Origin of the sequence: Streptococcus minor DSM 17118, assembly GCF_000377005.1 — a bacterium.
Lineage (GTDB): Bacteria > Bacillota > Bacilli > Lactobacillales > Streptococcaceae > Streptococcus > Streptococcus minor.
The window spans coordinates 16618-31382 of record NZ_AQYB01000026.1 but is presented as its reverse complement, the minus strand read 5'-3'; the positions used below and the strand labels follow the sequence as shown (position 1 = coordinate 31382).

General features: G+C 41.5%; 16 protein-coding genes and 1 pseudogene. 12 read left to right on the top strand and 5 right to left on the bottom strand.

What is annotated here, in order from left to right; translation table 11 throughout:
- Positions 1–32 precede the first annotated feature (32 nt).
- Positions 33–998 (bottom strand): DUF6709 family protein, encoded by a 966-nt coding sequence (locus F602_RS0102280; protein ID WP_018166344.1) that lies wholly within the window; start codon positions 996–998, stop codon positions 33–35.
- Between the two features lie 188 nt (positions 999–1186).
- Here F602_RS0102280 and F602_RS0102275 point away from each other — a divergent pair, with 188 nt between their 5' ends.
- From F602_RS0102275 to F602_RS0102250, 6 genes are all read left to right on the top strand, one after another.
- Positions 1187–2383 carry a phosphoglycerate kinase gene (locus F602_RS0102275; protein ID WP_018166343.1) on the top strand — a complete coding sequence of 399 codons (1197 nt, stop codon included), beginning with the start codon at positions 1187–1189 and terminating at the stop codon, positions 2381–2383.
- A gap of 214 nt (positions 2384–2597) precedes the next feature.
- Complete coding sequence (locus tag F602_RS10260; RefSeq protein WP_018166342.1) at positions 2598–3131, top strand: 2'-5' RNA ligase family protein; 534 nt, start codon at positions 2598–2600, stop codon at positions 3129–3131.
- Between the two features lie 36 nt (positions 3132–3167).
- Entirely contained in the window at positions 3168–3683 is a 516-nt protein-coding gene (locus tag F602_RS0102265) for an FUSC family protein (RefSeq protein ID WP_026183269.1), read from the top strand.
- Positions 3684–3769: 86 nt separating this feature from the next.
- Entirely contained in the window at positions 3770–4132 is a 363-nt protein-coding gene (locus tag F602_RS0102260; RefSeq protein WP_018166340.1) for a MerR family transcriptional regulator, read from the top strand.
- 30 nt (positions 4133–4162) lie between these two features.
- Positions 4163–5509: a type I glutamate--ammonia ligase gene (glnA, locus tag F602_RS0102255; RefSeq protein WP_018166339.1), complete on the top strand. Its 1347-nt coding sequence runs from the start codon at positions 4163–4165 to the stop codon at positions 5507–5509.
- Between the two features lie 309 nt (positions 5510–5818).
- Entirely contained in the window at positions 5819–6211 is a 393-nt protein-coding gene (locus F602_RS0102250) for a GNAT family N-acetyltransferase (protein WP_018166338.1), read from the top strand.
- Positions 6212–6354: 143 nt separating this feature from the next.
- Here the strand turns inward: F602_RS0102250 and rnjA are convergent, their stop codons facing one another.
- Complete coding sequence (gene rnjA / locus F602_RS0102245) at positions 6355–8034, bottom strand: ribonuclease J1 (RefSeq protein WP_018166337.1); 1680 nt, start codon at positions 8032–8034, stop codon at positions 6355–6357.
- 3 nt (positions 8035–8037) lie between these two features.
- Positions 8038–8268: a DNA-dependent RNA polymerase subunit epsilon gene (locus F602_RS0102240; RefSeq protein WP_018166336.1), complete on the bottom strand. Its 231-nt coding sequence runs from the start codon at positions 8266–8268 to the stop codon at positions 8038–8040.
- Between the two features lie 335 nt (positions 8269–8603).
- Between F602_RS0102240 and tsaB the strand changes: the two genes are divergently transcribed.
- The 6 genes and pseudogenes from tsaB to F602_RS10685 all read left to right on the top strand — a co-directional run.
- A complete protein-coding gene (tsaB, locus tag F602_RS0102235) occupies positions 8604–9293 on the top strand; it encodes a tRNA (adenosine(37)-N6)-threonylcarbamoyltransferase complex dimerization subunit type 1 TsaB (RefSeq protein WP_018166335.1) in 690 nt (229 codons plus the stop codon).
- A gap of 1 nt (position 9294) precedes the next feature.
- Positions 9295–9705 (top strand): ribosomal protein S18-alanine N-acetyltransferase, encoded by a 411-nt coding sequence (gene rimI, locus F602_RS0102230; protein ID WP_018166334.1) that lies wholly within the window; start codon positions 9295–9297, stop codon positions 9703–9705.
- Positions 9706–9713: 8 nt separating this feature from the next.
- Entirely contained in the window at positions 9714–10721 is a 1008-nt protein-coding gene (gene tsaD / locus F602_RS0102225; RefSeq protein WP_026183267.1) for a tRNA (adenosine(37)-N6)-threonylcarbamoyltransferase complex transferase subunit TsaD, read from the top strand.
- A gap of 203 nt (positions 10722–10924) precedes the next feature.
- The gene (locus tag F602_RS0102220; protein WP_018166332.1) at positions 10925–11620 is read left to right on the top strand and encodes an AzlC family ABC transporter permease; all 696 of its coding nucleotides are present in this window, start codon (positions 10925–10927) and stop codon (positions 11618–11620) included.
- A complete protein-coding gene (locus F602_RS0102215) occupies positions 11613–11936 on the top strand; it encodes an AzlD domain-containing protein (RefSeq protein WP_018166331.1) in 324 nt (107 codons plus the stop codon). The genes F602_RS0102220 and F602_RS0102215 overlap by 8 nt, the downstream gene beginning before the upstream one ends.
- Positions 11937–12193: 257 nt before the next feature.
- Positions 12194–12346 (top strand): annotated as a pseudogene (locus F602_RS10685) (ATP-binding protein); the annotation flags it as partial.
- A gap of 27 nt (positions 12347–12373) precedes the next feature.
- Here F602_RS10685 and F602_RS0102205 read toward each other — a convergent pair.
- Positions 12374–13987 (bottom strand): hypothetical protein, encoded by a 1614-nt coding sequence (locus tag F602_RS0102205; protein ID WP_018166329.1) that lies wholly within the window; start codon positions 13985–13987, stop codon positions 12374–12376.
- Between the two features lie 10 nt (positions 13988–13997).
- On the bottom strand, positions 13998–14696 hold the full coding sequence (locus F602_RS0102200) for an ABC transporter ATP-binding protein (protein WP_018166328.1): 699 nt from the start codon (positions 14694–14696) through the stop codon (positions 13998–14000).
- Positions 14697–14765: the final 69 nt, after the last annotated feature.

Sequence of the window (14765 nt, the reverse complement as noted above, 5' to 3'; positions counted from 1 at the left end):
GCTTTTGTTGTTTTTGAACCGAATATCAGACTTTATTGGTTGTATCCAAGGACGATATGCGGAAAATGGTTCTGGATGTAGTCAAAGAGTGGTTGTAGTTGGAGGTCGGTGTTTTTTCCGACATTTTTGATGGCAACTTCCTGAGCTTTATGGCTGTCTTGGGTTTTAAAGACTAATGACGATGAGCGATGGATAGTAATCAGGCCATACTTTTTGTGGTTGATGACATGGTGATAGAGATTGGTGACTTCTCGCAAATCGAACAAGAAGAGTCGTTGCTTATAGCCAAAAATATGATTTTTATAAACTAATAGACCAATCGATTCATCGATATAATCCGCACTATCATGCAATGCCTGAATATTGCCTTGTAAATTTGGATAAGCATGATAGAGTTCTTCATAGACTGCGGCATTAGATTTCTTGAGTTTCCAAGCAGTAAGGAAGCCAGCCCCACCGAGAACAAGCATGATTGGGATGATGAAATAGATGGCTTGACCTAATCCGAGATTTAATCGCGTCACATAGGTAGAATAATCCATTGACTGACTAATCTCAGCATTTGAGCCAAGGATGTCTCTGAGATAGTTTTCGTAATTCACGATGGATTCTTTATCTAATGTTGATTTTACTTTCACCACTAGGTATTGCGGATTTTCAGCAAGTGCTTCTTTAGAAGTTTTGATTAATGCTTGGAGTTCTTTATCACTCTCTTTTGCCTCTAGACCGACATAGCCCAGATATCCATCAGGTTGGACATAGCCGATTAGGTAGAGATTGTTGCCATTGTCTAATGTACCGATGGCTTCAGGATAAATATAGTCAATTAGTACGACTGCATCTTGACTGGAGCTAGTTTTATAAATGGCTTCGCTTTTTATGAGTTGATTTTTATCAGTCGATTGCCAGTGCAATACTCCTAGAAATAGGCTAAGCCCCAAACAAACTACTCCGACTATCAGGGCGGCAATCACGCCTTTTAAGCGTGTTTCTTTCATAAATTTTTCCTCCTATATTGGATTATCCTGTTCTATTATACCATATTTTTCTATTCTTTTTGCAGAATATCTGGACGAGGAGGGAAATTAAAATGTGATTCTATTCACAATATTGGAATTTTCTATCGTCATTTAGCAAATAATATGCTATAATGAGTAAGATAAAAAAATTTAAGGAGTCGTATCTAATGGCAAAATTGACTGTTAAAGATGTTGAGTTGAAAGGTAAAAAAGTTTTGGTCCGTGTAGACTTTAACGTACCTTTGAAAGATGGCGTTATTACTAACGACAATCGTATCTCAGCTGCTCTTCCAACTATCAAGTACATCATTGAGCAGGGTGGTCGTGCAATCCTCTTCTCTCACCTTGGTCGTGTTAAGGAAGAAGCAGACAAGGCTGGTAAGTCACTTGCTCCTGTAGCGGCTGATTTGGCTACTAAACTGGGTCAAGATGTCGCTTTCCCAGGTGCTACTCGAGGTGCTGAATTGGAAGCAGCTATCAATGCTCTTGAAGATGGACAAGTTCTTTTGGTGGAAAATACTCGTTTTGAAGATGTTGACGGCAAAAAAGAATCTAAAAATGATCCAGAACTCGGTAAATACTGGGCTTCACTTGGTGATGGCATCTTCGTAAATGATGCTTTTGGTACAGCACACCGTGCCCATGCATCAAACGTCGGTATCTCAGCTAACGTTGAAAAGGCAGTTGCAGGTTTCCTTTTGGAAAATGAAATTGCCTATATCCAAGAAGCAGTTGAAACACCTGAGCGTCCATTCGTAGCTATTCTCGGTGGTTCTAAAGTTTCAGATAAGATCGGTGTGATTGAAAATCTCCTTGAAAAAGCAGATAAAGTTCTTATCGGTGGTGGTATGACTTACACCTTCTACAAGGCTCAAGGTATCGAAATCGGTAACTCTCTTGTTGAAGAAGATAAACTGGATATCGCAAAAGAACTTCTTGAAAAGTCAAATGGTAAGTTGATCTTGCCAGTTGATTCAAAAGAAGCTAATGCGTTTGCTGGTTACGATGTTGTTCGTGACACAGAAGGTGAGGCGGTATCAGAAGGCTTCCTTGGTCTCGACATTGGTCCAAAATCTATCGCGAAGTTTGATGAAGCTTTGACTGGTGCGAAAACAGTTGTATGGAACGGGCCGATGGGTGTCTTTGAAAATCCAGATTTCCAAGCTGGTACAATCGGTGTCATGGACGCTATCGTGAAACAACCAGGTGTGAAATCGATTATCGGTGGTGGTGACTCAGCTGCTGCAGCTATCAACCTTGGCCGTGCAGATAAGTTCTCATGGATTTCAACAGGTGGTGGTGCAAGTATGGAATTGTTAGAAGGAAAGGTTCTTCCAGGTTTGGCTGCTTTGACTGAAAAATAGGCGGTAAGTTAGGAATCTCCGATTCCGTAGACATACCTCCGCAAGGCTAAGTAGGTTGCTAACAAGTGTAGCGAAGTGAAGGACCATTCAGCTACTGCGCCCAAAAGGTGAAGGCTAGATTTTCTACGAAACATAGAGAATTTAGAAAATCAATCTAGGTAACGAAGAAGACGGCTAGCCGTCTTTTTCTTTATAATATTATCAGGAGAAATGTATGTACGCGATTATTGCACTTTTGGACAAAACATCTAATGACTATATTCGAACAATTTGGGAAGAACTACGTGAAAAGGAATTCTCTCGTTATGCCTTTGAAAAAGAAAACATGGAACCCCACCTCACTTTAGCTAGTCTTGGGGAAGTCAATATACCGGCAGTTCAACAAATTTTGGAACAATTAGTAGACGAATTTTTCCCGCTAGAGCTTCCTTTTTCTGCCATAGGATCTTTTCTGGGACAATCTATTATTACCCTCAATCCAGTTAAGACACCGGCTTTAGTTCATCTGCATTCCACCTTGCATCAGCAGTTAGTGGAGTATCTACCTGTTTATTCCCTCTATGCTCCACAATACTGGGTTCCTCATGTTACTCTGGCTAATCGGGTTCAAGAGTCTCATTTTCTCCAGGCATATCAGTATTGTCTATCGCGCTGTGAGCATTTTGCAGGTTTTATAGTAGGTTTCAAACTTATCTTTATTCATGATAATCAGTCTATCAGCGATATTTATAGCATTTCAGTAGAATAATTGTTTCTTATTCCCAAAACATGTTACAATAAAACTATGTTTAAGAAATATCAATTTGATCCAGAAAAATTTAAATTTGGGATGAGGACAGTTAAGTCGGGATTGGCTGTTTTCCTGGTGATTTTACTTTTTCATTTTTTGGAATGGGACGGTATCCAGATTGCAGCTCTTTCGGCAGTTTTTAGTCTGCGGGAGGACTTTGGCAAGAGTGTACACTTTGGTTCTTCTCGCGTTCTCAGCAATTCTATAGGAGGTCTCTATGCCCTCTTATTCTTCATTGTGAGCGATTTTTTTTCACACAGTTTTTGGGTCACTCTACTCATTATCCCCTTATTTACTATGCTGACGATTATGACCAATGTAGCTTTTAACAATACGGCTGGGGTCATCAGTGGTGTGGCGACCATGTTGATCATTGCCCTGTCTGTGCCGGCTGGAGATTCTATTCTTTATGCCTTGACCAGGGTTTTTGAAACCTTTGTTGGAGTCTTTGTGGCTATAGTGGTCAATTATGATTTGGAAATAGTGAAAAAATATTTGAAAATGAAATAAAAAACGAACGATGTCAGAAAACATAACATCGCTTCTTGACGGATAAAATGAATTGTCCTATAATGTAGAGCAGAAAGGAGCTTTTCGTGAGAGAAAAGGAATTACGCAGATCGCTGGCAGTCTTTCCGATTGGTAGTGTAATGAAGTTGACTGATTTGACAGCGCGCCAAATTCGGTACTATGAGGAACAGGGGTTGATTTATCCTGATCGCAACGAAGGTAACCGTCGTATGTATTCACTAAATGATATGGACCGGTTGTTAGAGATTAAGGATTATATCGCAGATGGCTACAACATTGCAGCTATCAAAAGAGAGTATGAAGCCAAGGAATTGGCTAGACGGCAAACCCTATCAGACAGTCAAGTAAGGCAGATTCTCCACGATGAGATTTCCAAGGCAGGCGGTTTTAGACCTGCTACTACTGGTTTTGGTTCATATCGCATTTAATCATGCATTTATAGGATAAAGGAGAAACAGATGTCTATCACAGCGGCGGATATCCAACGTGAAATCAAAGAAAAAAATGTGACCTTTTTACGCCTCATGTTTACCGATATTATGGGAATTATGAAAAACGTAGAGATTCCAGCAACGGATGAACAAGTGGAGAAGGTTCTGTCCAACAAGGCCATGTTTGATGGTTCTTCTATTGAGGGGTTTGTTCGTATCAACGAATCCGACATGTATCTCTACCCAGATTTAGATACTTGGACCATCTTCCCTTGGGGTGATGAGAATGGAGCTGTTGCAGGCTTGATTTGTGATGTCTATACAACTGAAGGTCTACCTTTTGCTGGAGATCCTCGTTCCAATTTAAAAAAAGCCCTGAAGCACATGGAGGATCTTGGTTTTACTTCTTTTAACCTTGGTCCAGAGCCAGAATTTTTCCTCTTTAAGATGGATGAACAGGGTAATCCAACCCTTGAAGTCAATGATAAGGGAGGATACTTTGACTTAGCACCGACAGACCTAGCGGATAATACTCGTCGGGAAATTGTCAATGTTTTGACTCAGATGGGCTTTGAGGTAGAAGCTAGCCACCATGAGTGTGCAGTAGGTCAGCATGAAATTGATTTCAAGTATGATGATGTGTTGAGAGCCTGTGATAAGATTCAGCTCTTTAAGTTGGTGGTGAAAACCATCGCTCGCAAGCACAATATGTATGCGACCTTTATGGCCAAACCGAAGTATGGTATCGCTGGTTCAGGTATGCACTGCAATATGTCTCTCTTTGATAAAGATGGGCAGAATGCTTTTTATGACCCTAAAGATTCAAGAGGCATGGAGCTATCTGAGACAGCCTACCACTTTTTGGGCGGTCTGATGAAGCATGCTTACAGCTATACAGCTATCATGAATCCGACTGTCAACTCTTATAAACGCTTGGTTCCTGGCTTTGAAGCACCAGTCTATATTGCTTGGGCAGGTCGCAACCGCTCGCCATTGATTCGCGTTCCTGCTTCCCGTGGGATGAGTACACGTTTGGAGCTACGATCAGTTGATCCGATGGCAAATCCCTATTTAGCACTAGCTGTTTTACTAGAGGCTGGCTTGGATGGTGTTGAGCATAAAATCGAAGCACCTGCACCAGTTGAAACCAATATCTATGCCATGTCTGCAGCCGAGCGAGCAGAGGCGGGGATCGTTGATTTGCCATCCACTCTCCACAATGCCCTCAAAGCCCTACAAAAGGATGAGGTGGTCCGTAACGCTCTTGGAGACCATATCTATACCAACTTTTTAGAAGCCAAGCGCATTGAGTGGGCAAGTTATGCAACCTTCGTATCTCAATGGGAAATTGATAACTATTTGGATTTGTATTAAAAAAATGGTCCGGGGGACCATTTTTTCACGAGCTTGAAAATGAGAGGGCGAGTTATGGTCCGGGGGACCATTTTTTCACGAGCTTGAAAATGAGAGGGCGAGTTATGGTCCGGGGAATACAAACTATTTGGGGAGTTCAAAAGGTCTGGGAACCTTTTATAGTAGGATATAAAAGCTGACGGTAGTCTGCTCCTGTCACAAAGAGTCTAGGGATAGATTCTTTCGGTGATCATCTTGAAATTGAAAAGTGAATATGTATTCGCAGGGAAAAACTGAATATTAAGTTTGGCTTCAGAAAGGAAATAAGACATGCAAGATTGGATAAATCACATATTTGTCGAGCAGTATAGGGAAGTTTTTGGAGAAAAGGGAGTAGGTCCTCTTGAGCCAGAAACCTTTTGTCTTGTAGAAGAAGTGAATGGTCAGTCTGTTGCTGTTTTGCAAGCCCAACAGACTTTAGAGACAGCCCACATCAAGGCTTTGGTTGTCCAAAAGGAATACCGAGGGCAAGGCTTGGGTATGCTTTTGTTGAGCAGGTTGGAAGAGGAGGCCAAGTCTAGGGGAATTAAAAGTATTACCTTATCCACCAAATCTTATCAGGCCAAGGATTTTTATCTCAAGGCAGGGTATCAGATTTATGCTACTTTGGAAAATGTCCCCCAAGCGGGTATCATAAAATACCATTTTATTAAGTGGCTCTAGCAAATTGTCCAGATTAGAGACTTTCCCGATATTTTCAAGGAGACACTTTAAAAGAGGATGTTGGTCTATCAGAGTTATGACAAAAGGTCGTTTAGGCCTTTTTAATCTTTCATGAAAAAGATAAAACAGTCCATTGGACTGTTTTAATTATCAGGTGTTAAAATCATCGGAATGATAATGGGTTCACGTTCGGTTTTCTCATAGAGAAATGGGCGGAGAGCGTTCACGATGGCACCGTTGACGCTTTGAATGCTAGCATCCTTATTTTTAAGAGCTATACGAATGGCATTGAAGAGGATTTGCTGACTTTCTCGGATGAGTTGACCGGATTCGCGCATGTAGATGAAGCCACGGCTGAGGATATCTGGCCCTGCTAGAATCATCTGGGAGTTGAAATCAACGGTCGCTACAGCTAGAACCACTCCATCTTCAGAGAGGTCGCGCCTGTCTTTCAGAACAGCAGCGCCAATTTCACCAATACGGTTTCCGTCAACATATATATCTTGAGCATTGAAGTGGCCGGCAATACGGGCAGAATTCTTGGTGAGGGCTAGAACATCACCGTTTTCCATGATGAAGATATTATCTTTTGGTACACCTGTATCAACAGCTAGTCCGGCATGGATTTTCTGCATGCGGTATTCACCATGGACAGGCATGAAATATTTTGGTTTGATAAGCCGTAACATCAGTTTTTGCTCTTGTTGGCCACCGTGTCCAGATGTGTGGATATTATTGATTTTACCATGTATCACTTCAACTCCAGCTTCAATCAAGATATTGATAATTTTGTTGACGCCAGTTGTGTTACCTGGAATAGGGCTGGATGAAAAGATGACCGTATCACCAGGTTGTAGTTGGACTTGGCGGTGGGTACCGTGGGCAATCCGTGATAGGGCTGCCATAGGCTCACCTTGACTACCTGTACAAAGAACCAACATTTCGTTGGCAGGATATTCCTTGATGGCATTTGGTTCGATGAAGGTATCCTTTGGCACTTTTATATAGCCCAATTCAATACCATTTGCAATGGCTTTTTCCATGGATCGGCCAAATACTGCAATTTTTCGTCCAGTCTTAACCGCAGCTTCAGCAGCCTGCTGGAGTCGGAAGATATTGGAAGCAAAGGAAGCAAAGATGATGCGACCATGGATTCCCTCGATAATCTTGCTGATGGATTGGCCAACGACCTTTTCTGAGTTAGTAAAGGTTGGGATTTCAGCGTTGGTTGAGTCTGAGAGTAGACAGAGGACGCCTTCCTCTCCCAAGGCCGCCATTCGGTGAAGGTCAGCAGGCTCGCCAACTGGAGTGAAGTCAAATTTAAAGTCACCAGTGCAGACGATTTTTCCTTGAGGTGTGTGGATGACAACTCCTAGTGGCTCTGGTATGGAGTGGGTGGTGCGGAAAAAGCTAACTTTCAGTCGCTTAAAGGTTAATTCGGTATTGTGGTTGATTTCGTGAAGAGTCGCATCACGAAGAAGACCATGCTCTTCTAACTTCCCTCGGATAAGGGCTAAGGCTAAAGGACCTGCGTAGATGGGGATATTAGCTTGTTTGAGTAGGAAGGGAATCCCTCCGATATGATCCTCGTGTCCGTGAGTGATGACTAGTCCCTTGACGCGGTCGATATTGTCCACGATATAAGAGTAGTCAGGGATAACATAGTCAATTCCCAACAAATCATCTTCCGGGAATTTGATACCTGCATCAACGATGATGATTTCGTCTTGGTACTCGATGCCATAGGTATTTTTTCCGATTTCTCCCAACCCACCGATGGCAAAAACGCCAACTTCTTTTGGTTTTAGATGGATGGATGACATGAATTAGAACTCCGTTAATGTAAAGTCAGCATGAGTTTTCTCATACTCGAGGTGGTTATCTGATAACAGTTCGATAAATTCGATATTGTAATTGGTGTGTTTTTCTACTAGTTGGCGTGCTTGGATACGTCCTTCCAATTCGGAAGCTGCGTCTATTTCCAGGTACAAGGCTTTTGTTTGCTCGCGACGTGGAGATTGGTCTTTGGTTTCTTGGTAAAATACTTTGTAAATCATTGTTTTCCTTTCTGTTTTGAAATAGTCAATTATGAAAAAGCTACAAATAGGACTTCTATTTGTTTTTTCTTATGCAGTTTTCTGGAGTTGTATTGGCAAAGAGGCAGCCAATACTTAGGTCTGCCCTTCTTTTACCATGTTTTCTATGAAACGTTGCAATTAAGGTTATTATACCATAAAATCCTTATTTGGTGAAGGGAAAATGCTGGTGAAAATGTAAAAAACAGGAATTTTCATATTTTTTTCATTTTTATAAGGAACTTGAAAGCCTTGATTTGAAAAAAAGCCCAAGATAGCTTACAATAGGGGAAAAGTACTGATGAAGGAAATATCAAATGAAGATTTTAGCAATGGATACCTCTAGTCAGGCCTTAGCGGTGGCGCTTTTGGATGAAGGTAGCTTAGTGGCAGAGGTGACTTTGAATATTAAAAAAAACCATAGTATTAGCCTCATGCCAGCCGTTGATTTTCTGGTGGAATCAGTGGGATGGAAGCCGACTGACTTGGACCGAATTGTGGTAGCTCAGGGGCCGGGTTCTTATACTGGTTTGAGGGTGGCAGTAGCTACAGCTAAAACGTTAGCCTATGCCTTAAAGATAGAATTAGTTGGGGTCTCTAGTCTATATGCTTTGACTGCAGGTCACTCTCTTTCTGGCTTGGTGGTGCCAATTATGGATGCACGACGCAATCATGTTTATGCTGGTTTCTACGAAAAAGGACAAGCAGTTATGGAAGATGCGCATCTAGATTTTGGAGAAGTTTTGGAAAGAGTGGCTTCGGTCAATCATGTGACTTTTGTGGGAGAGGTAGCTCACTTTCGGAGTCAGATTGAAGCGTATCTGCCACAGGCTAGTATAGTGGAGACCTTGCCATCTGCTTTTGAGATTGGGAAACTAGGTCAGAATTTGCCAGCTACACCCGTGGATGCTTTTGTACCTCACTATCTCAAGCGGGTGGAAGCTGAGGAAAACTGGTTGAAAAATAACCTACCAGAGGATGAGGAAGACTACATCAAGCGAGTTTAGTATGGAACGTTCTCAAGAAATTTTAACAGTTTTATCTGATGTCTATGGTGTTTCTCCGTGGAGTTTGGAGCAAATTGAGGCTGACTTGAATCAAGTTAATACGGAGTATTTCTATCTCCATGATCATCAGGATTTAATAGGTTTTTTAGCTATTCAGAACCTAGTTGGTGAGCTAGAAATCACCCAAATTGCTATCAAAAAAGCTTACCAAGGTCGTGGGCTAGGGGACCAGCTGATGGCGCAGTTGTCAGATAGACGAGAAAGTATATTTTTAGAGGTTCGAGCAAGCAATGAAGTAGCACGTGCCCTCTATGCAAAGTATGGTTTTGTGCAGGTTGGGAAACGTAAAAATTATTACCAAAACCCTGCTGAAGATGCCATTTTAATGGTTAGAAAAAGCGCTTTAGAATGAGTGAAAAAATGAAAAATAGATATATTTTGGCCATTGAGTCATCCTGTGATGAGACAAGTGTGGCTATTTTGAAAAATGATACAGAGTTGTTGAGTAATATCATTGCTAGCCAGGTGGAGAGTCACAAACGCTTTGGCGGAGTTGTACCCGAAGTGGCTAGTCGTCATCATGTTGAAGTCATTACACTGTGTATAGAAGATGCCTTGCAAGAGGCAGCGATTGAAGCTAGTGACTTAGATGCAGTGGCTGTGACCTATGGACCTGGTTTGGTGGGTGCTCTCTTGGTGGGCATGGCTGCGGCCAAAGCCTTTGCCTGGGTCCATGGTTTGCCCTTGATTCCTGTCAACCATATGGCAGGTCACCTGATGGCAGCGCGTGAGGTGAAAGAATTAACCTACCCCTTGTTGGCTTTGTTGGTATCTGGAGGACATACTGAGCTAGTCTATGTCCAGCAGCCTGGGGATTACAAAATCATAGGAGAAACCCGTGATGATGCAGTCGGAGAAGCCTATGATAAGGTTGGTCGCGTCATGGGCTTGTCCTATCCGGCTGGTCGTGAAATTGACCAACTGGCTCATAAAGGACAGGATACCTATCATTTTCCGAGAGCTATGATAAAGGAAGATAATCTTGAGTTTTCCTTTTCTGGGCTAAAGTCGGCTTTTATTAATCTACATCATAATGCCCAGCAAAAGGGTGAAGATTTGATTCTAGAAGATCTCTGTGCTTCTTTCCAAGCGGCGGTGATGGATATTCTTATGGCTAAAACCAAGAAGGCCTTATCTTCCTATTCTGTAAAAAGCTTGGTCGTGGCGGGTGGTGTAGCTGCCAATCAAGGACTTCGAGAGCGTTTGAGCCAAGATATTCAAGATGTAGAGGTGATTATTCCACCCTTGCGCCTCTGTGGGGACAACGCCGGTATGATTGCCTTAGCTGCTGCTATTGAATATGAAAAAGGCCATTTTGCCAAGTTAGATCTCAATGCTAAACCAAGTCTGTCCTTTGAAGGGATGTAATAATGGGAATAAAGTTCTTGATTCATGTCAAGAGCTTTATTTATTTCTTCTGTTGTTATACGGGAACAGTCCATGTTATTTGATAAACAGATATGGCTGGGGTAGACGATTTTTGGCTTAGGTTTTGTTACGAATAGTTTGTGTTTCTGGCTAATTTTTATGGTATAATGTGGGAATATTTTGAAGTTTATGAGAGGGAGATTATGTCGGAAAAAGGATTTTTGGCTGGAGTACGTGCGGCTACTCCGACCATTTTTGGATATCTATCCATTGGCTTGGCCTTTGGAATTGTAGCAGCGAAATCTGGCATCACACCGCTTGAAACAGGTCTTATGAGTTTACTGGTCTACTCTGGTTCGGGACAGTTTGCTCTCTGTGCTTTGGTTTTATCTCAGGCACCCCTGTCCTCAATCGCTTTGACTATTTTTTTAATCAATTTGCGCCATTTTCTCATGAATCTCCATGTGTCAACTGTTTTTTCCAAGGCTAGTCTGGGTGAGCAGGTGTTGATTGGCTCTTTTATGACAGATGAAAGTTATGGCGTGATGTTGGGTGAGCGTATCCATCATCAGGATATTTCGCTAACCTGGATGCATGGTAATAACTTTGCTGGTTATGTGATGTGGTTTTTGGCATCGGTGATGGGGTCCTTGGTGGGAGGCCTGATTCCTAATCCTCATGCTTTTGGTGTTGATTTTGCTCTTATTGCTATGTTTGTGGCAATTTTTGCCAGTCAGCTGCAGGGGATGTTGCAGAGGATAGCCTTTGGTAAATTGTTTAGGATTTTGCTGGTTGTTCTGGTAACCTACATAGGCTCATCTCGGATAATCTCAACTTCTTTGGCAGTCTTAGTAGCCACTCTTTTAGGGTGTTTAGCGGGGGTAGTATTGGATGATTAATCAGTATATTTTAGGAGCTATTTTAGTTTCCGCCTTGGTTACTTGGCTACCACGTGTCTTGCCTTATGGTTTGGTGCGGATGGGGGAGTTACCTGACAAGGTGGTTCAATTCTTGGGCTACCTGCCTATCACCATTATTTTTTCATTGATTTTATCCAGTGTCTTTCCTGGTCAAATTGGTCGTTGGCCTCAGGTTCAGTGGATTGAGCTGGTTGCGGTTTTTCCAACATTTCTTGTTCTTGGAAAAACAAGAAATGTCATGCTGGCGGTACTAGCTGGTGTCCTTTGTGTCGCTTTTTTGAGGTATTTATTTTAGAAAACAAATTGGACTGCTATGAAGTAGTCTTTTTGTATGGTTTTTACAAAAACTTTACAAAAATCAGGTAATAGATTTGATAATAGCTGTCTATAATAAAGTCTGTAATTCATAAAAAATGAGGAGTTTATCATGAAGAAAATATCCATTCTATCTACATTTGCTTTTGTAGGCTTAGCTAGGTTTATTGGATAAAACCAATGTTGAGACGAATGGTTCATCAGCAAAAAGAACAAGCCAGTCAGGAGTAGCTCCTCTTAGATAAAAGTCGCTCTAAAAAAGTAGGTGAAACAGGTCTAGGTCTCTCTATTGTCAAACATGCCCTCAAATGCCATGGAGCAACCATCCAAGTGGATAGCCAAGTTAACCAAGGGACTGCTATGACCGTCATTTTTCCTAGAGAAAAATAAACTAAAAAAACCAGCTTATGCTGGTTTTTACTGTTTTAAAACAAAGGTTTTGGGAGCGATTTTTAGGAGAATCAGATAGCCGATGCCAACATAAAGTAAAAGTAAGACTGAAACGATGTAGACATAAAGTATACTGTTGAGGTCGTCAAATTGCATATTGAGATAAGCTACCCAGTACAGACCATGACTTAGTATTTTGTAAATTGGATTGGTAACTTCCATGTCCTTTGTAAAGGGTTGAAGGAGATAATAGATGAAAAGATCATGAAAAGAAAGTAAAGCTGTCAAGCTGAAAAGTAATAGACCCAGTAAAGCAATAATGCTCGGTGAGAAGCTCAGTCGCCCCCACCCTAAAAGGAGCAAGAAGATTCCAATAGCAAAACAAATATTGTACTTGAAGGATTGAAACCAGCGGTAATTAAAGCCGGCTAGGATATTTTTCCCCTGTCGATAGAAGGGATAATGCAACATGGAAATATCGCAGTTGACAAAGACTAGCTGTGCAATGGTACGCCCTAGCGATAAGGCATACATAGCCATGAAAAGATAAGGCATGATAGCTAGCAATTCCTTATTTCTAAGTTGTATTCCGGCATAGCTCATCATTAGTTGCCCTCCAGCCCAAATCAGCAAAATCCATCCCATTCTCCACATAAATTTACGGAACAAGATGCTGCGATAGCGTTGAAAAAGGAGGGCGTTAATATAGGTCATACCAGTCAGATGGGTCAGGTCCTTATCATTTTTCAGAGTTAATTTTTTCTGCATGTCTAAGCCTTGACGGGTATACTCATTGCCACGGGTCAAATCAAAAACTTTCTGATCCAGATTTGTAGATTCTTCCATGAAATAAGCAATCAAGCCGTCCATATCCTTGAAGTGCATCACGGAATGATAGGCTAGGCTAAGAATCAGAATTTGCAAGAAAAAGAGAACTACCAGATAATAACTGTTCAAGTGGCGGTAAAAATAAATCAGGACTAGAATGAGGGCTAGTATGGAAGAGGCCCAGAGGAAGCTGATAACAATGCGAAGTTTTTTTCCTATCTGGTATGAAGCGCGTTGCAAAGCGGAACCAGCTAGGTCCCAGCTGATGATGGTAGTTAGACCAACCAAGAAGTACCAGATATTTCCAGCCATAAAACTGAGTGTAATCAGAGCGGGAATGTAAAAAATGTTAGTTAGAAAAGGCTGTATCAAGACCTGTTTTTGCAAATAGATGGTCCAAGATAGACCGAAATTCTGCACGAAGTCTCGCTCTGGTTTGGCGATGTTCCTTTCCATAGCCTTGCCACCATGAATGATGATGCCTACGATAGCGACCCACATCAGAAATCCAAGTAGAAATGCCTGTTTGTGCAAAGTCCAGAACTCCATGTTGCCATGAACCAAGTTTATACCAGCATTTCCAAGGAAGATATAACAGGCTAGCCAGAAGAACTTAGCAACGAAACGAAAAGGTAGTTTAGTTATGCCAAACAACCAGAAAAGCACACTTTTAAAGCCGTAGGATTTATAAATGGTGTCAGGAATGTAGTTGCCTAGGAAAGGAATCTTTCGAAGGTAGTAAAAAAAACTATTGACTGATTTATAATTGTCATGGAGTTCTTGGAACCAGGCGTAGCGGAATAAATCTTTCAAGTTGAACCTCCTAATCTTCACTCAAAAGAACAACGATTTCTTGCTCAAAGTCAGCATCGTGTAGTTTTTCAGCTGGAATGGTCTGCAAATGCTTGTGATGAAGTAAGACAACTTCATCACAAAGGTCTTGGGCCAGCTGGAGAACATGAGTCGAAAAGATGATAATGGAATCTTTTTTAGCCTCACGAATCAAGTTTTTAAATTCCAAAGCTGCAACTGGGTCGAAGGAAGTCAGAGGTTCATCTAAGAGCAGGACAGGAGGTTGGACCACTAGAGAAAGAAGTATCTGAACCTTGTTTTGCATTCCATGGGAGAAATCTTTGAGCAGGCGATGCTGGTCTTTTTGACTGATACCAACTAGACTCAGCCATTCTTGTGGAGTACGGGAAATCTTGATTTGGTCTTTGTGAATATCCATGTAAAAACGAACAAATTCATAGGCTGTCATAAAGATGGGGAGCTGAGGATGGGTCTGGGTAAAGCCGATTTCAGTATTATCATAATTTCTGGGTTGGCCGTTTTCCACCAGTTGAATCTTCCCACCATCTAGCTTCAGATTTCGAGCTACACAGTTAAAGAAAGTTGTTTTACCAGCACCATTTCGCCCTAGAAGCCCGTAAATTTTTCCTTTTTCAAAGGTGAACGAAGCATTTTCTAGAATACTATTCTGGTCAAATTTTTTTGAAATAGAATCAATAGATAATTTCATAGTCAACCCCTTAATTATTTTGTATTAAAACTATGGTACAAAAAAATGTGGGTAAATTCAAGTTTTTTC

Coding starts and splice junctions, on each gene's coding strand:
- F602_RS0102280 (WP_018166344.1), bottom strand. CDS start 998: ATGAAAGAAACACGCTTAAAAGGCGTGATTGCCGCCCTGATAGTCGGA.
- F602_RS0102275 (WP_018166343.1), top strand. CDS start 1,187: ATGGCAAAATTGACTGTTAAAGATGTTGAGTTGAAAGGTAAAAAAGTT.
- F602_RS10260 (WP_018166342.1), top strand. CDS start 2,598: ATGTACGCGATTATTGCACTTTTGGACAAAACATCTAATGACTATATT.
- F602_RS0102265 (WP_026183269.1), top strand. CDS start 3,168: ATGTTTAAGAAATATCAATTTGATCCAGAAAAATTTAAATTTGGGATG.
- glnA (WP_018166339.1), top strand. CDS start 4,163: ATGTCTATCACAGCGGCGGATATCCAACGTGAAATCAAAGAAAAAAAT.
- F602_RS0102250 (WP_018166338.1), top strand. CDS start 5,819: ATGCAAGATTGGATAAATCACATATTTGTCGAGCAGTATAGGGAAGTT.
- rnjA (WP_018166337.1), bottom strand. CDS start 8,034: ATGTCATCCATCCATCTAAAACCAAAAGAAGTTGGCGTTTTTGCCATC.
- F602_RS0102240 (WP_018166336.1), bottom strand. CDS start 8,268: ATGATTTACAAAGTATTTTACCAAGAAACCAAAGACCAATCTCCACGT.
- tsaB (WP_018166335.1), top strand. CDS start 8,604: ATGAAGATTTTAGCAATGGATACCTCTAGTCAGGCCTTAGCGGTGGCG.
- rimI (WP_018166334.1), top strand. CDS start 9,295: ATGGAACGTTCTCAAGAAATTTTAACAGTTTTATCTGATGTCTATGGT.
- tsaD (WP_026183267.1), top strand. CDS start 9,714: ATGAAAAATAGATATATTTTGGCCATTGAGTCATCCTGTGATGAGACA.
- F602_RS0102220 (WP_018166332.1), top strand. CDS start 10,925: ATGTCGGAAAAAGGATTTTTGGCTGGAGTACGTGCGGCTACTCCGACC.
- F602_RS0102215 (WP_018166331.1), top strand. CDS start 11,613: ATGATTAATCAGTATATTTTAGGAGCTATTTTAGTTTCCGCCTTGGTT.
- F602_RS0102200 (WP_018166328.1), bottom strand. CDS start 14,696: ATGAAATTATCTATTGATTCTATTTCAAAAAAATTTGACCAGAATAGT.